This is a genomic window from Cutibacterium acnes (assembly GCF_003030305.1).
Taxonomy (GTDB): domain Bacteria; phylum Actinomycetota; class Actinomycetes; order Propionibacteriales; family Propionibacteriaceae; genus Cutibacterium; species Cutibacterium acnes.
Genome location: NZ_CP023676.1, coordinates 1,639,603 through 1,659,084, shown reverse-complemented (window position 1 = coordinate 1,659,084; position 19,482 = coordinate 1,639,603). Strand labels below are relative to the sequence as shown.

The following is a 19,482-nucleotide window of genomic DNA, read 5'->3' as shown; positions in this document are numbered from 1 at the left end:
GAGAGCTCTCGTGCACCTGCATCCGTGCAGGCCTACTTCTAACCGTATGACGTGATGGTCCCCTTGTCAGCAGTCAGAGTCGTGATGTGCAGAATGTCACCGGGCGAAGCGGGTATCGCTCATAGGCACAGCGCGGCTGAGTGTTGGCGGCTCACCGAGGGATTCATGGTCGACACTCGGGCCGATGCCGTCGTACCCCGGATGACGAGCTCGGGTCGCACCAGGCGCTCACCGAAGAAGGCGGTGTCGCCGCGAATTGACCCCATGAGGGATTGGACCGCCATCGTGGAAATAAGCTCGACGTCTTGACGAAGACTCGTTAGTGGAGGATCGGTGTACCTCATGAGGTCCGAGTCATCGCACCCAATCACTGATACATCATCGGGAACCGATAATCCTTGCGCCCTTGCGGCGCGAATCGCTCCCAAGGCCATCAGGTCGGAGCCGCAGATGATGGCGTTGACCCCTTGGCCGAGCAAATCAACAGCAGCACGAGCCCCGCCGTCAACAGAAAAGACCGTATTGCTGACGGTGACCCTGCCCCGTCCCTCGAGATGACGATCCATGGCAGCCCGCAAACCCTGTTCCTTACGTTGCACCGGAACGTATCGTCGCGGACCGACGGCTAGACCTAGGTGCTTGTGACCTAACCCAACCAAGTGCGCAACGGCCTGATCCATGGCAGATATGTCGTCGTCACTGATCTGGGGAACCGCAATGCTGGGGGAGTAACCGTTGACAAGAACCAACGGAAGTCCGACGTCAACCAGTTCGTGGTAGGTAGACATGTCTGCCGTGGTGTCGGCGTGAGACCCCGACATGACGATGATCCCGGCGACCTGACGCGACTGCAGAACCCGGATGTAGTCATCCTCACGCATGCCACCGGGGGCTTGGGTACACACCGCAGTGGCGTACCCCTCCCTAGAGAGCAAGGTCTCAATGGCTTGGGCGTGGCTCGCGAAGACCGGATTGGTGAGTTCAGGAACGATGAGCCCCATCAGGCCGGTAGTGACGGGTTTGAGATGGGTGGGGCGTTGATACCCCAGTACGTCGAGGGCGGTGAGGACACACTGCCGGGTGGGGCTAGATACTCCAGGCTTGTCGTTGAGGACTCGCGAGACGGTCGCCTGGCTTACGCCCGCTTGATAGGCAATATCAGCCAAAGTTGGTCCGCTCATATTTCCTCCCGGCAACGTGTCAGCATCATTTGACGGCTCCGCCGGTCAGACCGGAGACGATGTACTTTTGGAGCCACAGGAACAACACCATCGGGGGCAGGGCGGCGAGGACAGCGCCGGCCGCGAAGACACCCCAGTTAGAGCTGTTTTCGGTGGACACGTACTGGTACAAGCCGATGGCCAGGGTGGAGGTGTGCGGGTCAGCGCCGAGGATCACTGAGGCCACGACATACTCGGTAAAGGAGCCAATAAAGCTCAGTAGACCCACGACCGCCAGAATGGGGGCTGCTAACGGCAGGATGAGGGTAAAGAATATACGGGCGTGGCCGGCACCGTCCACTCGTGCTGCCTCGTCAAGGGATTGTGGCACGGTGTTGAAGAATCCGTACATGAGGTAGGTATTCGCTCCCAGAGCGCCGCCCAAATAGACCATGATGAGAGCCAATCTTGACCCAATGCCCAACACCGGGTAGACGTCACCGAGCCAGGTAAGCAGTAGGAAGATGGCGACAACCGTCAGCAGCTGCGGGAACATCTGCACCAGCATGAGGGCCAACAGCCCGCCGTCCTTTGAAGCGCATCCGAGAGAAGCTGTAGGCGGCCAGCGCTCCCAGGAAGACGGTTAGCACTGCGGTGACAGCGGCGATGATGAGGGTGTTGAGGTACCACTGCGCATAAGGACGCACCGGGTCACTCACGAGTTTGGAGTAATTCGAGAAGTCGGTCTGGGAGAACAGTTTGTTCGAACCAGTCAGGGTGCCACCCGGTGCGAGGGAGGCCGAGAGGACATAGACCAGGGGGAAGGCCGCGAAGACTACGGCGATGATGCCAAGGAGGTGACGCCACCACTGCGACTTGAACCGCTTAGAAAACGGGGTGTTGCGGTTGGCATCTTTGATTGCAGAAGACACCGTTGCGGTGCTCATCAGTTGACCTCCTCAAGGGATTTGGTCTGGCGGAACCCGAGCCAGGAGATCACGCCAACAATGATGAAGATGATGACAGAGAAAGCGCTCGCCAGGCCATAGTCGCGTTGAGCTCCAGAGAAGGCAACCTTGTACACCATCGAGATAAGGATGTCGGTAGCGCCGACGTCGAGGCTGGTGTCGGTGAACCGGGGGCCACCGAGAGTCAGCATGTAGATGAGGACAAAGTTATTAAAGTTGAAGGCGAAAGAACTGATGAGCAGCGGGGCTAGTGGCACCATGAGCAGCGGAAGCTTGATCTTGGTAAAGATTCGCCAAGTGCTTGCGCCGTCGAGCCGAGAAGCCTCCAGAATGTCGGATGGGATGGACTGCAGGGCACCCGTCGAGACGATGAACATGTAGGGGAAGCCCAGCCACAAGTTGACGATGAGAACGGCTGCCTTAGCAATCCAAGGATTAGTCAGCCATGGGATCGATACTCCGCCCAACAATACTTGGTTGATAAAGCCGAACTCTTGGTTGAACATGCCTGACCACACCAGGGCCGACAAGAAGCACGGGAAGGCGTAGGGCAGCAGCATGAGTATCCGGTAGGTCTTCTGCCCCTTCATAGATGCGTCATTGAATAACAGGGCCAGGGCGAGACCGAGGGCGAAGGTGGTGAGTACCGACAGCACCGCGAAGGCGAACGTCCACGCTGTTACTCGTAGGAATGGCCCACGTACGCCATGGTCGGTGAGAGCCTTCTTGAAGTTGAAGAACCCGACGGTAACTTTCCAGCCTGGCTCTAGCGATTTACCAGAAGCTGAAACGAAATTGCCACGCCCATTGTCCCTATAGACGGTGCCCTTTTTATCGGTCATCGTCCCGGCTTTCTTATCGTAGGTCATCGTCGAGATGAACTCGAAGGCTTGCGAGCCGGTGGTGGTGCGGATGAATCCAGCCGAAGAGTCCTTGGAGACGGGAACCCGCAACTGGGAGATCTCGTTACTGCGCTGGGACACCTCGGAGAAAGGGAGGACGCGGTAACCCGGAAGATTCTTGATCTTGCCTAAAGAGTTAAGCTCAGCTCCCTCGACCGGTTCTAGAGGTTGGTTGGGAGTGCCAGCTTGTACCTTTTTGGTGCCGGGGTCAATGACGATCAGGGCCAGCTTGCCGTCCTTTTCGGCGACGCTAGAGTTGTACGCCGGAGCGTTGGGGACGCGTTCCTGGTGGTTGCGTTGGATGGCGGCGACGGCGTCGTCACGGCTGCCGTTGTGGCCGTCACCATAATTCGTGAAACCCACATAGATCGTATAGGCCATTACGCCTACCGAGAAGATAACCATGAAGATGATGCCCGGTGCCAGATACTTGGCAGGCAACATCCGGTTGGGCGGCAAGTATATGACGGTAACGATGATGGCGACAGCAGCGATGACGATGGCCATCAGGGGTGAACTGTGAGCAATAGCGGTCATAACGCCGTAGACGGCGATGGCGTCGAGGATGCCGAGCAAGGCGATCTTGGTGATCCAGGCCCACAGCGACCCGGAGTACTTGCCGCTCGCTGCGGCGACACGTTTTTCTCGGGCCTTGCGATTGATGGTTAACGATGACGACATGATGTGGGGATTCTCCGATTCCACGGGTCATAGGAAACGCCGTCATTGGCGTTGCGAGGGTGGGGCATACTATGCGGTATGCCCCACCAGATAGCGGCGATCAGACTTTCTTGATCTTGTCGTCGATGGCCTTGACCATTGCGTCCCAGGTGGCCTTCGGGTTAGAGGCCTTGCCGCTGATAATTTCGGCCTGAGCAACGCCCCAGTCGGCCCACACTGAGCCCATGGCCGGGATGTTTGGCATCGGGACGGCCTTTTGACCGACGGCACCGAATGCGGCGACGTCTTTATCAGTTTTGGCTTTCTCAAAAGCCTGCTTGCTGGCCGGCGGACGGTGTCCAACTTTGAACAGTTCGGTTTGGACGTTGGGGTTTCCTATGTACTCGACGAGGAATTTTTGAGTGGCGACGGCGTCTTTAGTCTTGGCGCTCATCCAGAACCCCTGGACGCCGACGAACGGTGTGGCGGGCCGATCACCTGCTGAGGGGACCTCACTGATCTCATACTTGATGCCGGCCTTTGTGAAACTGTCGAGGCTCCAGGGGCCGGTGAGGATAAATGCTGCCTGGCCCTTAGCAAACAGATCCTTCGATATGTCTTGAGACACGTTTAGGTTGAAGTTCTTGGTCTTGCCTTGATCGGCTAGCCAGGAGGCAAATTTCTCGCCGTTGGTACCTCCCATGGCGACCTTGCTGGAATCGAATCCTTTGTCCTTGAGCTCAAAGACCGGAGCCCCGAAGGAGGCCTGGAATGGGTACAGGTGGTACGGATCTGACTGCTTGGGATCCAAACCGACGAGGAAGGGGTACTTGGCCCCGGACTTCTTGCCCATCTCGATCATGTCGTCGAAGGTCTTCGGGGCGTCCTTGACGAATGTGGTGTTGCGAACTAGGGCGATGTTCTCGGTGGCGTAGGGGACGCCGTAGATCTTGCCGTTGACGGTAAACGCCTGGATGGCGACGTCCTGATAGGCGGAGATTTCACCGAGCTCCAAGGGGGCGATAACGCCATTTTGGACCATGCGCCCGGTGGCGTCGTGGGCGGCGATGGCGGCGTCGGGGCCCTTGCCGGTGGGCGCCTGGGTGATGAAGTCGTCGGGAATCTTGGCGAAGTCTTTGACGGCTAGTTTGACGGTGACGCCGGTGTCGGATTTGAACTGCTCGGCAACTTTGCGCAAGACGGGTTCACGGTTGGAGTCGGTCCACACCAAGATTGAGCCGGCGGCTCCAGCTGCGGAGGAGTTCTTACCTGATGACGAGGACGCGGATGTGGAGGGGGAGTCGTTGCCACCACATGCGGACAGGACGCCGATGGCAGCAACACCGAGGCTTCCAAGGAGCATTGAGCGACGGGTGATGTCGGACATGGGGTCACACCTTTCGAGGCAGCTCGACGCTCATCGTCGAGCGAGGGTTCTTACATTAGGAGGACATTTCGTTGTCACTGCCTTGCAAGCTGACGCAATTCTTGCAAAATCTTTCATGGGTGTCCAGGGTGTTTGATGTGAGTTTTCTCTCAGCGTGTGTATGCATGTGAGATGCGGTTGGGGCTGTCGTTCCTGTTCTGTATGTCGGTGCGATGACGGCAGTAATTATTGGGTTTTCGAAGAGTAGGCTGCTCGCAGCTTCGTCTTAGGGCTGACTTACTTGCACCAGTCCTCTTTTAGGCAACAATGGAGTTGTGAAAAATTCGACCGACACCGAGGTGGCCGTCGCAGGTCGCGACATCGTCGGCGAGCACGAGCAGGAGACTGCGGACAGCCCCACGAGAGATCGTGTGATGTCGTCCATCCTGCACAATGGTCCGTCGACGGCCAGTGAACTGGCCGATCGTCTTGGTCTGACAGCGGCGGCGGTACGTCGCCATCTCAGTGCTCTTGTGAGTCGGGGTCTCGTCGATTCCCGTGAGAAGAAGGTCTTTGGAGCTCGCGGAAGGGGCCGACCTTCCCGCGTGTTCTTCCTGACCGATCACGGGCGTGCCGACTATTACACCGCCTACGACGACCTGGCGATATCGGCCCTTCGGCAACTTGCCGATGCAGCGGGCCCCTCTGCTCTTGACGCGGTGGCTAAGGCTCGAGTCGATGACATCGAGTCGCGTTACCGAGCGCTGCGTCAGGCGCGCCCCGACGAAGTCCCGGCTCAGCTGCTGGCTGAGGTACTGTCGGCCGACGGCTATGTGGCCACCATTCAACCAGCTGGTGCGGGGCAACAGATCTGTCAACATAATTGCCCCGTAGCGGAGGTGGCCAAGGTCTTCCCGCAGCTGTGCAATGTCGAGACTCAGCTGTTTTCGGAACTCCTTGGGTCTCACGTTCAGCGGTTGGCGACGATCGCGCACGGTGACGGGGTATGCACTACCCACGTTCCCGTCGATGTTGAGATTACTCGTCGGGCACTAGCCGAGCCGTCCAAGAGTCCATCCATCCGAAAGGACCATTCATGACCCAGGTTGACACTCCCGCAAGCCTCCCGGGCGCCGGTGCCAGTCAAGACGAACACCTGGCTGCCCTGAGTGGCTACAAATATGGTTGGCACGACTCTGACGCTTACGCCGCGGCTTCCCGGCGCGGACTGTCCGAGGATGTCGTGCGTGGCATATCGGCTATGAAACATGAGCCACAGTGGATGCTCGATATGCGGCTCAAGGCTCTCAAGCTTTTCCAGCGCAAGCCGATGCCGACCTGGGGTGTCGATATCAGCACGATTGACTTTGACCAGATCAAGTACTTCGTGCGTGCCCAGGAGCGTCAGGCAGCGTCCTGGGAGGACCTTCCCGCCGATATTAAGAACACCTACGACCGTCTGGGTATCCCGGAGGCTGAGAAGGATCGGCTGGTTGCCGGCGTTGCCGCCCAGTACGAGTCTGAAGTGGTTTACCACAAGATTAACGAGGAGCTCGGCAAGCAGGGTGTCGTCTTCCTCGACACTGACACTGCGCTCAAGGAGGAGCCTGAGCTCTTCCGCGAGCATTTTGCCAGCGCTGTCCCGCTCGGTGACAACAAGTTCTCCGCCCTCAACTCTGCGGTGTGGTCGGGTGGCTCCTTCATCTACGTGCCGAAGGGTGTCCACTGCACCATCCCGCTGCAGGCCTACTTCCGTATGAATACCGAGAATCTCGGACAGTTCGAGCGGACCCTGATTATCGTCGACGAGGGCGCGTACGTTCACTACGTCGAGGGCTGCACTGCCCCGATCTACAAGTCGGATTCCCTGCACGCCGCGGTCGTCGAGATCATCGTCAAAAAGAACGCTCGCTGCCGTTATACGACCATCCAGAACTGGTCGAACAACGTGTACAACCTCGTCACCCAGCGCGCTTACGTCGAAGAAGGCGGCACGATGGAGTGGATCGACGGCAATATCGGTTCCAAAGCCAATATGAAATACCCGGCTTGCTACCTCATGGGCCCCCATGCAAAGGGTGAGGCACTGTCGGTTGCTTTTGCTGCTGAAAGCCAGCACCAAGACACCGGCGCCAAAATGGTCCATAAGGCCCCCTACACCTCGTCGACAATCGTCTCCAAGTCGATCTCCCAGGGTGGGGGGCGCTCCGCGTACCGCGGCCTGGTCTCCGTCGGTAAGGATGCCCATCACTCGTCTTCAGCTGTGCGTTGTGACGCTCTGCTCGTTGACGACATCTCGCGCTCGGACACCTATCCCTACAACGACATCCGTACTGACGAGGTGTCGATGGCTCACGAGGCTACTGTCTCCAAGGTGAGCGAGGACCAGCTGTTCTACCTCATGCAGCGTGGTCTTACTGAGGAAGAGGCGATGGCCATGATCGTGCGCGGATTTATCGAGCCCATCGCCAAAGAGTTGCCGATGGAGTACGCCCTGGAGCTCAACCGACTCATGGAACTGCAGATGGAGGGTGCGGTCGGCTGATCCGACCCCGGCCCCAACGAACCCCACTTTTTCGAGAAAGAGAGACACCGCGTTGAGCGCACCAGTTGCCGCGCCCGGCAAGGGCCACAACGTCACTATCGAAAACGACGTCGAATCCCATCTGCACCCCACCCCATCATGGGAGATCGCTGACCACCCCATGCCCACCGGGCGTGAGGAGATTTGGCGGTTCACCCCGATTAAGACCTTCATACCGGTTCTGTCCGAGGTCGCCCTCGAGCCACGTCAGGAGGCCGGCATCATCGACGTCGACGTCAAGAGGGCTGACGGCATCACCGTCACCGACCTGGCCACGAGTGAGCTGAAGAAATTGGCCGAGACTCCGCAGGATCGTCTGTCGGCCTTGGCCGCAGCTGACCCGCACGCCGTCAATCGCCGCGTCGTCATCCCAGCCGAGACCTCCCTCAAGGCCCCGGTCGAAGTCACCGTCGCCGGTCACAACGATGAAATCGCCTGCCACCACAACGTAGTCGTCGAGATCGGTAACCATGCCGAAGTTACCGTCATCGTGCGTCACCGTGGCGTGGCTCACCTCGGTGAGAACTGGACATTCCGCATTGGCGACGGTGCACAGGCTACGGTGCTTTTCGTCCAGGAGTGGGATGATGCTGCTATCCACGGGGCTCAGGTTTCCTTTGAAATTGGTCGCGACGCCACCGTCCGCACCGCCCAGGCCAGTTTCGGCGGCAAAGCCGTACGCATCTGTCAGACGGCCTCCTACAACGGCCCCGGCGGCAATCTGACCCAGCTCGGCGCTTACTTCGCCGATGCCGGTCAGCACATCGAGCACCGTTTGTTTGTCGATCACAACGCCCCCAGCACCGAGTCTCACGTGGACTTCCGCGGCTGTTTACAGGGCAAGGATGCGCACTCAGTGTGGATCGGTGACGTGCTTATCCGCCCGGTGGCAGAGGACATTGACACCTACGAGTCAAACAAGAATCTCGTCCTCACCGAGGGCTGTCGTGCCGACGCGGTACCAAACTTGGAGATCCAGACCGGCAATATTCGCGGCGCCGGACACTCGGCCTCCACTGGCCGTTTCGACGCCGAGCAGCTGTTCTACCTGCAATCGCGGGGTGTCGAGGAGGCTGAGGCCCGCCGCCTTGTCGTGCATGGTTTCTTCACCGACATCGTCCGTAAGATCGGCGTGCCCGAGATCTCTGAGGAGCTTGTGGCCCGCATTGAGGCCGAACTTGTCGAGAGCCTCGGATCCTCCCCCTCGGTGGAGGAGGGCTGATGTCCGTCGTCACTACCCTTTCGGCCCTGAAAGAGAACTCCCCGCAGGAGTTCGAGGTCGACGGCATCGACGTCGTTCTGGTGCGCACCGATGGCGAGGTCTTTGCCGTTGGAGCTACTTGTACTCACGCCGAGGTGCCAATGGTCGATGGAGAGGTCGTCGATTGCGGCTTGGAGTGTTACATGCACGGCTCCTTCTTCGACCTGCGTACAGGGGAGCCACGTAGCCTCCCCGCCACCGAACCACTTTCCGTTTACCCCGTGACTATCGACGGCGACAACGTTCTCGTCGACGTCGCCAATCCCATCACCAAGGAGTCCTGAACCACCATGGCAACCCTGCAGATCAATGACCTTCACGTCGACGTTGAGACCGAGGCCGGTCCCAAGCAGATCCTCAAGGGAGTCGACCTGACTATCAATTCCGGAGAAGTCCACGCCATCATGGGGCCGAACGGTTCGGGCAAGTCGACCCTGGCATATACCCTGGCCGGGCATCCCAAGTACACGGTCACCGGTGGTTCCGTGACTCTCGACGGTGAGGACCTGCTGGCCATGACCGTTGACGAGCGTGCTCGTGCCGGCCTGTTTCTGTCGATGCAGTACCCGGTCGAGGTTCCTGGTGTCTCCGTCGCCAACTTCCTACGCACTGCCCGCACCGCTATTGAAGGCCGGGCCCCGAAGCTGCGCACCTGGGTCAAGGAGGTCAACGAGGCCCTGACCCGTCAGGAGCTTGATCCGGACTTCGCTGAGCGTTCCGTCAATGAGGGATTCTCTGGTGGCGAGAAGAAACGCTCCGAGATGGCTCAGTTGGAATTGCTGCACCCGAGGTTCGCCATCCTTGACGAGACCGACTCCGGTCTGGACATCGACGCTCTCAAAGTCGTCGCCAACACGGTCAACCGCTACATGACTGATCCGGAGCATGGTCTGATGCTCATCACCCACTACACCCGCATCCTGCGTTACGTAAAACCCACACAGGTTCACGTCTACGTCGACGGTCGGGTTGCCGCTACTGGCGGTCCGGAGCTGGGCGAAGAGCTCGAGGCTGAAGGCTACGAGAAGCACCTGTCCGCTGCCAAGGCCAACGCCTCATTATGAGCTACGACGTCGAGAAGATCAGGAAAGACTTCCCCATCCTGTCCACCAGGGTGGGGGATTACCCGTTGACGTACCTCGACTCGGCTAACACTTCCCAAAAACCCCAGGTTGTTATTGACACTCTGAGCGACCACTACGCGCGTCACAACGCCAATGTTGCACGGGCCATGCACCAGCTCGGGTTGGAGTCTACCCAGGCTTATGAGGGTGGGCGGGAACGCCTTGCGCGGTTTATCGGGGCGGCGCGCCCCGAGGAAGTGGTGGCTCTGTCGAACGCGTCTGAAGCCCTTAATTTGTGCGCGTACACCCTGGGTGAGCGTCTCGGACCTGGTGACGAGATCGTCATTTCGGTGATGGAGCACCACTCCAACTTGGTTCCATGGCAGATCATCTGTCAGCGCACCGGTGCCACCCTGAGGTGGTTCGACATCACTGATGACGGCCGGCTCGACCTCGAGAAGGCTGAGGCGGAGGGGCTCATTAATGGGCGCACCAAGGTCGTCTCGTTGACGTTGGCCTCGAACGTGCTGGGGACGATCAACCCCATCGGGATGATCGCCGAGCAGGCCCACTCCGTCGGTGCCGTCATGGTCGTCGATGCATCTCAGGCTGTGCCTCAGATGCCTGTCGATATGACGACCTTGGGTGCTGATTTGGTGGCCTTCACCGGTCACAAGATGTGCGGTCCGACGGGTATCGGCATTCTCTGGGGACGCTATGATCTCCTCGCTGAGCTACCGCCCTTCCTCGGAGGCGGCGAGATGATCGAGGTCGTGCGCATGGAGGGATCGACCTACGCCGAGCCTCCGCATCGTTTTGAGGCAGGCACCCCGCCGATCGCACAGCTGGCTGCCCTCGGGGTGGCCGCCGACTACCTAGATGGCATCGGGATGCAGGCCATCGCCGAGCACGAACATGAGCTGGCTGCTCGGATGCTCGAAGAGCTCCAGACCGTCAAGGGAGTGCACATCCTCGGACCAAGCGACGCCACCGCTCGTACCGGAACGGTGTCCTTCACCATCGAGGGGGTGCATCCGCATGATGCGATGAGCATCATGGATGGTCATGGCGTTGCGGTGCGAGGCGGTCACCACTGCGCCAGGCCGTTGCATGAGAGATTGGGAATACAGTCCTCCCTCCGTGCGTCGTCATACTTGTACTCCACCACCGACGAGGTGGATCGCCTCGTCGAATCTGTCGAGTACGCTCGGAACTTTTTCGCCGGAGGTGCGGCATGAACGTCGAAGAGATGTACCAGCAGATCATCCTGGACCACTACCGGGAGAAGCATCACAGCGGTCTGCGTGAGGGCTATGACGCCGAGGTAACCCAGGTCAACCCGTCTTGTGGGGACGAGTTGTTGCTGCGGGTGCATGTAGATGGCGACGTCATTACTGACGTGTCTTATGATGCTGTGGGTTGTTCGATTTCGCAGGCATCGACGTCTGTTATGACGGATCTTGTTATTGGTAAGACTATTGGTGAGGCTCAGGACCTTTATCGGGGCTTTCAGGAAATGATGCGCTCGCGTGGCACCGTCGAGCTTGACGAGGATATCTACGAGGATGCCGTGGCTTTCGAGGGAGTTGCCAAGCTCATGGCCCGGGTGAAGTGCGCGATGCTCGGTTGGTCAGCTCTGGAAGACAGTCTGCTAAAGGTGACCGAGGGCTCCCCGGACAAGGTCGGTTCTGTTTCAGGAACTGACAGCAACGAGACGAAGGAGGAGAGCCGATGAGCGAGGAGAACGCACTTCCCGGCCAAGAGGTGACGCTGACGGCGATGCCGACTGTTGATGACGTCATCGAGGCAATGAAGGATGTCATTGACCCTGAACTCATGGTTAATGTTGTTGACCTCGGTCTCGTCTACGGGGTCAATATCGATGGCGAGGGCAATGTCACTATTGATATGACGCTGACGAGCCCTACGTGTCCGTTGACTGATCGTCTGGAATACGACACCCAGACCGTGTTGGAGGGGATTGTGAAGTCCGTGACGATCAACTGGGTATGGTTGCCGCCGTGGGGCCTGGAGCGCATCACCGACGATGGTCGGGCGCAGCTTCAGGCAATTGGCTTCAACGTGTGAACCGACGAATAGCCCGGGTGGTCAGGAAGACCCCCGGGCTCTGACTGCCACCAACAGACACAGTCTGGATTGGTCAGATTACGGCTGCGACCTCGTAGGCGTCCCAGATTGCGTACATGATGTTGGCCGGCTTGCGAGCGTCACCGATGACGTTGAACGGTAGCCCAGTCGCCTCGACGGCACCACGAAGATCCTGCTCGGGTAGGTATCCGATAGCGGTGACCACGGTGTCGGCTGGTATTTCTTGCTCGTGGCCGTTGACTTCGGTCATCAATCCCTTTGGCGTGGTGTGCAGAGCCTTGGCGTCTGCCATCACCGTGATGCCGCGGAATGGCACTAAGCGACGGAGCATATCCTCGTTGGCAACACACAGCGGGGCATTATGGGTGAGGATATTGGCCTCGGCTTCGATGATTGTCACCTCGGCGTCGACTTCTCTCATCGCGAGGGCCAGCTCACAGCCCGTCAATCCGCCACCGATGATGACAATTTTGCTACCCAAGGCGTTGCGGTTGAGTAGGGCGTCGGTGGCGTCAATGACCTTGGTATCATCACCCAGGTTGAGTCGACGCGGCGTCGATCCGGTCGCCAAAATGATGTGATCGGCCCCGAAAGAGGCGATAAGGTCAGCCGTCGCGGGAGTGTTGAGCCGAATCTCCACACCCAGCTCTTCCAAGGTGGTGCGGTACCACTCGAGTAGAGCTAGGTCGTCCTCCTTGAAGGAGGGTTGACCACCTGCGAGGACGACTCCGCCAATGTGGTTGCTGGCCTCGACGATGACGACCTCGTGTCCGCGCTCACTGAGAACTCGTGCGGCCTCCATGCCGGCCAGCTCAGCTCCGATGACGAGCACCCGCTTGGCATGGTGCGGTAGCACCGGGTGCAGGTGGGTGTCGGCCTCGCGTCCGGCTTCGGGGTTCACCGAGCAGTTGAGGACGGTGTACGTGCCGATACGACCAAGGCAGCCCTCCTGACAAGAGATGCAGGGACGCACCCGCTCGGCGTGGTCGGTCTGCAGTTTGACGACGATGTCCGGGTCCGCCAGTGTCGGACGGGCGAGGGACACCATGTCGACGATCCCGTCAGAAACAGCATTAGCGGCAAGATCGGGATCGTCCATCCTGCCTGCGACGATGAGCGGAATATCGGGTAAGGCTTCCTTGAGTTCGGAGGCATAAGGCAGGTACAACCCCTTGGCCTGGTACATCGGCGGATGATTCCAGAACCAGGCGTCATAGCATCCAACATCAATATCAAGCGCCTCGTAGCCGTAAGAGTGCAGCAGGCGGGCCGCTTCAATGCCCTCGGGCATGTCGCGGCCGACCTCCTCAAAGTCCTCGTCGGGGAGGGCGCCGACATTCCAATCCTTCATCATGGACTTTGGCGAGAACCTGATTTGTACTGGGAAGTCGTCTCCGACTGTTTCGTGGATGGCTTCGACGATCTCGCGCGGGAATCTCAGCCGGTTTTCGAGGGAACCGCCGTACTCGTCGGTGCGATGGTTGAACTTCTCGGTGGCGAATTGGTCCAGAAGGTAGCCCTCGTGGCATGCATGCACTTGGATCCCGTCAAACCCGGCCTCATAGGCCACTTTTGCAGCGATGCGGAACTGGGCGACGATCTGGTGGATCTCGTCGGTGGTGATCTCGCGACAAGTGATGTGTGGATTCCACTTATAGGGGATTTCTGACGGTGCTGCTGGACGTTCTCCCTGACGCAGTACGACCGGCATAATGACGCTGCCAAACCCGGCGCCGACTTGCAGGACAATGCGGGAATCATGGGCATGGACGCGCTCGGTCATTTCCCGCGATGTCCGCAGGAAAGACGCCGGAGACAGAGTCGGATTCGGTAAGGTGCCGCTTGGCAGATGCTCGATGGGGTTCGTCACCTGGCAGACACCGGTGATGATGAGACCAATACCGCCGGCAGCGCGCCGGACGTAGTAGTCAATTCCTCGTTGGTTCCAGCCGCCCTCGGCGGTGGACATGCCTAGCGGCCCCATGGGACCCATGGCATAGCGGTTCTTGACGTGGATGGAACCGATAGTCGTCGGTTCGAACAGAATTCGATGGATCTCGCTCACAACAACCTCCCCCGGCCGGCGTCGTCGATGGCGCACTGAAACAGATGCCGTGTGCGTTCTTAGTCTATTCGCTCGACGTGAACGCGGCTCCTGAAATCGTGGAGATATCGCGCGAGAAGGTCGTAGGTCAGGTCCCCATCAGCTGAGATTGTTCGTGGCGAAGGTTTCGCACGTGGGAGGATCGCCAGTAGTGGTCGATACTAGTGGTGTGGGCCGTCTATCGAGAATGGGATTTGATGTCTGCGCCGGTGTGAGGGGTTGTGAGTGAACTGTCTGGCGGTAGCCGAGTAGATCGCTGGGATTGTTTCCCAGCAGCACAACAACGATGCGAACGACGAGTCCTGTATCGCTTGATAGCGATACGTTGACCACGGCTGCTAGGAGCCGATAAAACGGAGATCAATACCTGTGTCGTTTGTGGAATCTGTGACGCCCCTTCTTAGACGGCGAGCCAGAAAAAGATACCGGCGACGATGAAAACAGCCGGGATGACGATGGCAAGCATGTGCCACCAGCGCTTCTCCAGCCAGATCTGCGTCAAGACCCCGATAATGAGTCCGAGAATGGCCAGAGAGACCACCGAACACCAGTACATAACGGGTTCACCACGCTGACAGACCCCGGCAGCTTGATCGCACAATGACCACCACGCAAGATACCCGAAAATGCCTAGTCCGAGGACAGCGACGATAACGCCACAAATGACGAGGATGAGGTATCTGCGCCATGAACGGGCGGCGTCCGCCAGATCGGTGTCGTCCTCTGGTGCTGCTCGGCGTGGCATACTCATGTCAGACATTCTGTCAAGATATGGGGCATGATGTCTTGTCCGACGCGGGGAAATGGTGCCGACGCTAGTGGTGCAGGCCTTCACCAGGGCGATGTAGACCTTCATTACGCTCACACCATCGACATGGATGTGACCACTCTCTACGCGTGTTTATGGTTGCGCAGCGTCGTGTTCAATGGGGAGCAACAGTGCACTGAGCCGGACCTAGACGGCCGCGAACTTGAACCCACGACGATCATAGTGTGGGCGTCGGTCGACGGTCGCCCGGTCGGTACGCTGCGCGTTCTTGATGACAAAGACCACCTCGTCATCGGACGAGTGGCTGTTGATGCTGCCTATCGGGGTTTGCACATTGGCCGCCGGATGATGGATCTCGCCCTCGAGATTGCAGCTGCCGACGGCAGGGAGGTTGCCCTGCACGCCCAGTCATACCTCGAGGACTGGTACCGCGATTGTGGATTCGTCGTTACCGGTCCGCATTGTGAGGAGGCTGGGATCGATCACGTCCCGATGGCTCTGCGTCGCTAAGGCTGCTTGAACCGGTGGCCATTTGTCCCTGGCCGCTGCAACGGGGGAAGATGGCCCGGTGCTGCAGGTCAAGGATGTGGAGGTGCGAGTCGGAGCTAGGCTCCTGCTCAACCCGGTGAGTTTCCAGGTAGCTACTGGGGACAAGGTCGGTCTAGTGGGTCGCAACGGCGCCGGCAAGACGACTCTAACGCGTGTCTTGGCCGGTGAAGCCCTTCCCGCAGCAGGATCAGTACGTCGTACCGGCGAACTCGGCTACTTGCCGCAAGATCCCCGCGATCCAGACATGGAAACGATCGCGAGGGCAAGGATTCTGTCAGCGCGCGGCCTCGACCACATGTTGGAGCGGATGCGCACCCTGGAACACCAGATGGCCAACGGTTCTGAGGAGGACCGAGCCGTCGCGATGGACAAATACGCCAAAACCGAGGACCGCCTCATCGCGGCTGGTGGGTATGGCGCCTCCGCGGAAGCTGCCAGAATTGCGTCGAACTTGGGGCTTGACGACCGCGTTCTTTCTCAGCCGTTGAAGAACCTCTCGGGGGGTCAGCGCCGTCGCGTCGAACTGGCGCGCATCCTCTTTTCCGGAGCGGACACCCTGCTCCTTGATGAGCCCACTAACCACCTAGACGCTGACTCCATCATCTGGTTGCGTAGCTTCCTGCAGTCCTACTCGGGTGGGGTCCTGATGATCTCCCACGACACTGAGCTAGTGGAGGCCACCGTCAACAAGGTCTTCCACCTCGACGCCAATCGGGCCACTCTCGACATCTATTCCATGGGTTGGAAGCTCTACCTTGAGCAGCGAGCCGCTGATGAGAAGCGCCGTCACAAGGAGAGAATCAACGCTGAACGTAAGGCTGCCGCCCTCCAGGCTCAGGCCGACAAACTGCACGCAAAGGCGACCAAGGCCGTCGCGGCACAGCAGATGGCTCGGCGCGCCGAGAAACTACTCGCGGGAGTTGAGGGAGAAAGGGCCGTCGATAAGGTAGCCGCCATCCGCTTCCCCGATCCGGCCCCATGCGGTAAAACCCCGCTCACAGCACGCAACCTCACCAAAACTTACGGCTCGTTGGAGGTGTTTGCCGGGGTAGACCTCAATATCGACCGTGGATCCCAGGTGGTCGTCCTCGGGCTTAATGGTGCTGGCAAAACGACTCTGCTGCGGATCCTGGCGGGTAAGGAGACCCCAGACACCGGAGAGGTGATCGCCGGGCACGGGCTCAAACTCGGGTACTTTGCCCAGGAGCACGATCTACTCGACATGGACCGCACCGTGCTGGAGAACATGGCCAGCTCTGCGACCGACCTCAATGAGACCGAGATGCGCAAAATACTCGGTTCCTTCCTGTTCACCGGTGACGATGTGCATAAGCCGGCCGGGGTGCTTTCGGGTGGCGAGAAGACACGTCTGGCTCTGGCGACTCTGGTCGTTTCTTCGGCCAACGTGCTGCTCCTTGATGAACCAACAAATAACCTCGATCCGGCTAGCCGAGCACAGGTTCTCGACGCTATCGGAAACTTCGGTGGCGCTATTGTCCTCGTCACCCACGACGAGGGAGCGGTCCATGCGCTGGACCCCGACCGTGTGCTCGTCCTGCCCGATGGCACCGAAGATATGTGGAGTGCTGACTACGCCGAACTCATCAGTCTGGCCTGATACCGCGTCGTGCGCAGCCTCGCCATGCCGTAGCATGAGAATGCGGGGGGTTGGTGTCGAGGAGGGTTGATGGTCGCACGTGCGCCTAGGCTGGTCGGTGAGGCCAGACAAGCGGTGGCCGAGGAATTGGCGGGTCGCTACCACGATGGCGCGTCCATCCGATCCCTGGCACGCGAATCCGGTCGGTCCTACGGGCTAGTGCAAAAATTGCTGCGAGAGGCCGGCGTTGAATTTCGGCGCCGCGGAGGCGCTGATCCGGCATCTCCGGAGACGAAGGCTGAACGCGAGACCGTTGAGAAATCGCAGGAGATCGACCAACAAGACTCGGTTGATTCGAACACCAATGGTGGTGGGACCTCGCCGAGCCCTGAAGACATTGACGCTTTGAAATTGGCTGTTGAGGCCGCCGTCGCCCGGGCCGAAAAAGCCGATCGCAAAGCACACAAGGCTGAGAAAGCCCTGCGCAAATTGCGTCGCGCCGGGGCAGGAAAGTCTCGTCGCAAGAAGGCCAAGGCGACCCTCAACAAGCGTCGGGCTAAGGCCGAAAAGGCTGATCGCAAGGTACGCAAGGCGCGTCGTCGGCTAGACAAGGCCGAGCACAGCATCGATAACCGCCAGTTTTGAGGGTGGTTCTTTCCGGCAGGAACCCCGCTCACCGGGGAGACAGAACCGTCACTTCCACAGCTGACGTGATGGACATGGCATCGACATGAACGTTGTGGATGTGGTGGGCGCTAGGCCCCATTGCCACAGCGTCAGAGGCCGTCTGTTTGTCCAGAGGAATGTCCGCTCGCACCTCTTCATGGCCGATAACGGTAAACCGTGATGCCAAAGCTGCCATGAGCTCGTCGTGCTTGTGGGGCTGGATGCCGATCATCCCGGTGCGTTCACGCAGCTGTTGCAAATGGTCCGGTAGCGGGGTGACGACGACGAAGATCCCGTCAGGTTTCATGATGCGCGCGAACTCGTCACGGTTGCGAGGCGCAAAGACGCACAGCCCAGCATCTATACAGCCAGTGCGGATAGGCAGCCCAGCCCAGGTATCGGCAACCACTGCCGCCATCCTAGGATGAGCTTTCGCCGCCCGCCGGATAGCTGCTTTCGAGACGTCAGATGCCAGACCGTGGGAATCGGGGTGGGCCTCGAGAACCTGGGCCAGATGGTGACCGGTTCCAGCTCCTACTTCCACAATGCGATCTCGGCCGATGAGAATCTCGGCCAGCCGAGCATCAAGGTCACCGAACAGCCCGGCGTCCAACACCCTTTGGCGGGCAGCGATCATCTCGACGGTGTCCGCATTAGCACCGGCCGGGGTGCTTGTCATGGTGACGTAGCCCTGCTTGGCGATATCGAGACAGTGGTGCTCGGGGCATCGCAGAGACCTCCCATCACGGGCCAACGGGTTTTCACAGCCGCGCCGCTGACAGGTGGGACAGATCAGCCACGGCAGGACTACGGAAAGTGTCGGCGTCACGTGTGGGCCCCTGGTGTCTTCGCGCCGCGGTTGTGTGACGCGTCATGGCGATTCGGTTCCGGGCCGCTGACAGCTCGCTGAGCGGCTGAACGAGCCGCTTTGGCCCGGCGTTTGCGTCGGTCCTTAATATCCCCTCGGATCAGGACGAACAGTCCAATGACCGCGATAGCCGTGAAACAGAACCACTGGATGGCATAGGACAGATGGGGGCCATCGTCGAGTTTCGGAAGCTCGTGGGGAACCAGATCACGTTGTGCTGGTGCCATCGACGTTGTTGAGATGTATCCGCTGACGTATGTGATCCCCTGCGCCTTACCGATGGCGTCGGAGTTAATGAGACGAACCTTGCCCTCCACGGGGTCGGTGGCGGTTGGTTTTCCGTGCTCATTACCTTTGACGAGGCCAGTTACTGTCACGACTCCGTTGGGGGCTGGAGGTAGGGTCTGCGCGTCGCCCTCATGTGAGGAGCGCTTGAGGAAACCACGATCAATGAGGACGTGGCGGCTGTCCTTCGTGACGATGGGGGTAACGATTTCTGACCCATTATCATCGTCGTTGCTCCGGTAGCGCACTTGGAGTTCGTGTGCGGTATCGAAAGTGCCAGTGATGGTGACGGGCCGCCACTGTTGCTGTGGCGTCACCTCGTGGTCGCCCATGAGAGTTGACCATTCGACCGGCGGTTTGCTGTGGTTGGTGCGGATGATGTTGTTGGCCTCGCGACGCCCTGACAACCGGTGCAGCTGCCACTGTCCCAGCCGGATCATGACCAGGCTCAGGACAATGACGAGCAGTGTCAGCGCCACCCATCTCACCCACAGCTTCTTCACGCTGCCGAGCCTAGTTGGTCGATTCCCAGTAATGCCCCACGACTGGGCTTTGCTATTTGCTGCGTCT

Annotated in this window: 21 protein-coding genes; 12 read left to right on the top strand and 9 right to left on the bottom strand. The window is 59.4% G+C overall.

Annotated features, from left to right (window positions below; all coding sequences use genetic code 11):
• Positions 1 to 119: 119 nt before the first annotated feature.
• The 5 genes from CPA42_RS08420 to CPA42_RS08405 all read right to left on the bottom strand — a co-directional run bounded on the left by CPA42_RS08420 (position 120) and on the right by CPA42_RS08405 (position 4,918).
• Positions 120 to 1,181, bottom strand: coding sequence for a LacI family DNA-binding transcriptional regulator (locus CPA42_RS08420; protein WP_002519278.1), 1,062 nt, complete (start codon positions 1,179 to 1,181; stop codon positions 120 to 122).
• Positions 1,182 to 1,206: 25 nt separating this feature from the next.
• Positions 1,207 to 1,716 (bottom strand): ABC transporter permease subunit, encoded by a 510-nt coding sequence (locus tag CPA42_RS13590; RefSeq protein WP_008600319.1) that lies wholly within the window; start codon positions 1,714 to 1,716, stop codon positions 1,207 to 1,209.
• Positions 1,658 to 2,107 carry a hypothetical protein gene (locus CPA42_RS13585; RefSeq protein ID WP_002516988.1) on the bottom strand — a complete coding sequence of 150 codons (450 nt, stop codon included), beginning with the start codon at positions 2,105 to 2,107 and terminating at the stop codon, positions 1,658 to 1,660. Before CPA42_RS13585 ends, CPA42_RS13590 begins: the two co-directional genes overlap by 59 nt.
• A complete protein-coding gene (locus tag CPA42_RS08410) occupies positions 2,107 to 3,711 on the bottom strand; it encodes an ABC transporter permease subunit (RefSeq protein ID WP_002517030.1) in 1,605 nt (534 codons plus the stop codon). The genes CPA42_RS13585 and CPA42_RS08410 overlap by 1 nt, the downstream gene beginning before the upstream one ends.
• Before the next feature lie 100 nt (positions 3,712 to 3,811).
• Entirely contained in the window at positions 3,812 to 4,918 is a 1,107-nt protein-coding gene (locus tag CPA42_RS08405) for a sugar ABC transporter substrate-binding protein (protein WP_002519280.1), read from the bottom strand.
• Between CPA42_RS08405 and CPA42_RS08400 the strand changes: the two genes are divergently transcribed.
• The 9 genes from CPA42_RS08400 (at position 4,902) to CPA42_RS08360 (ending at position 12,053) form a co-directional block, all read left to right on the top strand.
• Entirely contained in the window at positions 4,902 to 5,213 is a 312-nt protein-coding gene (locus tag CPA42_RS08400; protein ID WP_002520253.1) for a hypothetical protein, read from the top strand. The two genes, CPA42_RS08405 and CPA42_RS08400, sit on opposite strands and share 17 nt — an antisense overlap.
• Before the next feature lie 178 nt (positions 5,214 to 5,391).
• The gene (locus CPA42_RS08395; RefSeq protein ID WP_002516977.1) at positions 5,392 to 6,156 is read left to right on the top strand and encodes a helix-turn-helix transcriptional regulator; all 765 of its coding nucleotides are present in this window, start codon (positions 5,392 to 5,394) and stop codon (positions 6,154 to 6,156) included.
• Positions 6,153 to 7,601, top strand: coding sequence for a Fe-S cluster assembly protein SufB (gene sufB / locus CPA42_RS08390; protein ID WP_002517013.1), 1,449 nt, complete (start codon positions 6,153 to 6,155; stop codon positions 7,599 to 7,601). Before CPA42_RS08395 ends, sufB begins: the two co-directional genes overlap by 4 nt.
• Before the next feature lie 160 nt (positions 7,602 to 7,761).
• The gene (sufD, locus tag CPA42_RS08385; RefSeq protein WP_002519282.1) at positions 7,762 to 8,862 is read left to right on the top strand and encodes a Fe-S cluster assembly protein SufD; all 1,101 of its coding nucleotides are present in this window, start codon (positions 7,762 to 7,764) and stop codon (positions 8,860 to 8,862) included.
• Positions 8,862 to 9,185, top strand: a complete 324-nt coding sequence (locus tag CPA42_RS08380) for a non-heme iron oxygenase ferredoxin subunit (RefSeq protein WP_002516953.1) — start codon at positions 8,862 to 8,864, stop codon at positions 9,183 to 9,185. The genes sufD and CPA42_RS08380 overlap by 1 nt, the downstream gene beginning before the upstream one ends.
• Positions 9,186 to 9,191: 6 nt before the next feature.
• On the top strand, positions 9,192 to 9,965 hold the full coding sequence (gene sufC, locus CPA42_RS08375) for a Fe-S cluster assembly ATPase SufC (protein WP_002516906.1): 774 nt from the start codon (positions 9,192 to 9,194) through the stop codon (positions 9,963 to 9,965).
• The gene (locus CPA42_RS08370; RefSeq protein ID WP_002516976.1) at positions 9,962 to 11,203 is read left to right on the top strand and encodes an aminotransferase class V-fold PLP-dependent enzyme; all 1,242 of its coding nucleotides are present in this window, start codon (positions 9,962 to 9,964) and stop codon (positions 11,201 to 11,203) included. Before sufC ends, CPA42_RS08370 begins: the two co-directional genes overlap by 4 nt.
• Positions 11,200 to 11,700 carry a Fe-S cluster assembly sulfur transfer protein SufU gene (gene sufU / locus CPA42_RS08365; protein WP_002516914.1) on the top strand — a complete coding sequence of 167 codons (501 nt, stop codon included), beginning with the start codon at positions 11,200 to 11,202 and terminating at the stop codon, positions 11,698 to 11,700. Before CPA42_RS08370 ends, sufU begins: the two co-directional genes overlap by 4 nt.
• A complete protein-coding gene (locus CPA42_RS08360) occupies positions 11,697 to 12,053 on the top strand; it encodes a metal-sulfur cluster assembly factor (protein WP_002516993.1) in 357 nt (118 codons plus the stop codon). Before sufU ends, CPA42_RS08360 begins: the two co-directional genes overlap by 4 nt.
• Before the next feature lie 73 nt (positions 12,054 to 12,126).
• Here the strand turns inward: CPA42_RS08360 and CPA42_RS08355 are convergent, their stop codons facing one another.
• Both CPA42_RS08355 and CPA42_RS08345 read right to left on the bottom strand, forming a co-directional pair.
• Positions 12,127 to 14,139, bottom strand: a complete 2,013-nt coding sequence (locus CPA42_RS08355) for an oxidoreductase (protein WP_002516954.1) — start codon at positions 14,137 to 14,139, stop codon at positions 12,127 to 12,129.
• 439 nt (positions 14,140 to 14,578) lie between these two features.
• Entirely contained in the window at positions 14,579 to 14,938 is a 360-nt protein-coding gene (locus tag CPA42_RS08345) for a hypothetical protein (RefSeq protein ID WP_002519283.1), read from the bottom strand.
• Positions 14,939 to 14,956: 18 nt separating this feature from the next.
• On the opposite strand from CPA42_RS08345, the gene CPA42_RS08340 reads away from it, so the two are divergent.
• From CPA42_RS08340 to CPA42_RS08330, 3 genes are all read left to right on the top strand, one after another.
• A complete protein-coding gene (locus CPA42_RS08340; protein ID WP_002516979.1) occupies positions 14,957 to 15,457 on the top strand; it encodes a GNAT family N-acetyltransferase in 501 nt (166 codons plus the stop codon).
• A gap of 58 nt (positions 15,458 to 15,515) precedes the next feature.
• Positions 15,516 to 17,114: an ABC-F family ATP-binding cassette domain-containing protein gene (locus CPA42_RS08335; RefSeq protein WP_002516881.1), complete on the top strand. Its 1,599-nt coding sequence runs from the start codon at positions 15,516 to 15,518 to the stop codon at positions 17,112 to 17,114.
• A 69-nt stretch (positions 17,115 to 17,183) separates the two neighbouring features.
• Positions 17,184 to 17,738, top strand: a complete 555-nt coding sequence (locus CPA42_RS08330) for a helix-turn-helix domain-containing protein (protein ID WP_002519285.1) — start codon at positions 17,184 to 17,186, stop codon at positions 17,736 to 17,738.
• 28 nt (positions 17,739 to 17,766) lie between these two features.
• Here CPA42_RS08330 and CPA42_RS08325 read toward each other — a convergent pair whose 3' ends face one another.
• Together CPA42_RS08325 and CPA42_RS08320 are read right to left on the bottom strand one after the other, a co-directional pair.
• On the bottom strand, positions 17,767 to 18,588 hold the full coding sequence (locus CPA42_RS08325) for a putative RNA methyltransferase (protein ID WP_002516926.1): 822 nt from the start codon (positions 18,586 to 18,588) through the stop codon (positions 17,767 to 17,769).
• Positions 18,585 to 19,415, bottom strand: a complete 831-nt coding sequence (locus CPA42_RS08320; RefSeq protein ID WP_002517000.1) for an SURF1 family cytochrome oxidase biogenesis protein — start codon at positions 19,413 to 19,415, stop codon at positions 18,585 to 18,587. The genes CPA42_RS08325 and CPA42_RS08320 overlap by 4 nt, the downstream gene beginning before the upstream one ends.
• Positions 19,416 to 19,482: the final 67 nt, after the last annotated feature.

What these genes read in the sequence shown, in the direction of transcription:
- CPA42_RS08420 (WP_002519278.1), bottom strand. Translation starts at nt 1,181, where the DNA reads ATGAGCGGACCAACTTTGGCTGATATTGCCTATCAAGCGGGCGTAAGC.
- CPA42_RS08380 (WP_002516953.1), top strand. Translation starts at nt 8,862, where the DNA reads ATGTCCGTCGTCACTACCCTTTCGGCCCTGAAAGAGAACTCCCCGCAG.
- CPA42_RS08330 (WP_002519285.1), top strand. Translation starts at nt 17,184, where the DNA reads ATGGTCGCACGTGCGCCTAGGCTGGTCGGTGAGGCCAGACAAGCGGTG.
- CPA42_RS13585 (WP_002516988.1), bottom strand. Translation starts at nt 2,107, where the DNA reads ATGAGCACCGCAACGGTGTCTTCTGCAATCAAAGATGCCAACCGCAAC.
- CPA42_RS08340 (WP_002516979.1), top strand. Translation starts at nt 14,957, where the DNA reads ATGATGTCTTGTCCGACGCGGGGAAATGGTGCCGACGCTAGTGGTGCA.
- CPA42_RS08370 (WP_002516976.1), top strand. Translation starts at nt 9,962, where the DNA reads ATGAGCTACGACGTCGAGAAGATCAGGAAAGACTTCCCCATCCTGTCC.
- sufC (WP_002516906.1), top strand. Translation starts at nt 9,192, where the DNA reads ATGGCAACCCTGCAGATCAATGACCTTCACGTCGACGTTGAGACCGAG.
- sufU (WP_002516914.1), top strand. Translation starts at nt 11,200, where the DNA reads ATGAACGTCGAAGAGATGTACCAGCAGATCATCCTGGACCACTACCGG.
- CPA42_RS13590 (WP_008600319.1), bottom strand. Translation starts at nt 1,716, where the DNA reads ATGTTCCCGCAGCTGCTGACGGTTGTCGCCATCTTCCTACTGCTTACC.
- sufB (WP_002517013.1), top strand. Translation starts at nt 6,153, where the DNA reads ATGACCCAGGTTGACACTCCCGCAAGCCTCCCGGGCGCCGGTGCCAGT.
- CPA42_RS08360 (WP_002516993.1), top strand. Translation starts at nt 11,697, where the DNA reads ATGAGCGAGGAGAACGCACTTCCCGGCCAAGAGGTGACGCTGACGGCG.
- CPA42_RS08410 (WP_002517030.1), bottom strand. Translation starts at nt 3,711, where the DNA reads ATGTCGTCATCGTTAACCATCAATCGCAAGGCCCGAGAAAAACGTGTC.
- sufD (WP_002519282.1), top strand. Translation starts at nt 7,762, where the DNA reads ATGCCCACCGGGCGTGAGGAGATTTGGCGGTTCACCCCGATTAAGACC.
- CPA42_RS08345 (WP_002519283.1), bottom strand. Translation starts at nt 14,938, where the DNA reads ATGTCTGACATGAGTATGCCACGCCGAGCAGCACCAGAGGACGACACC.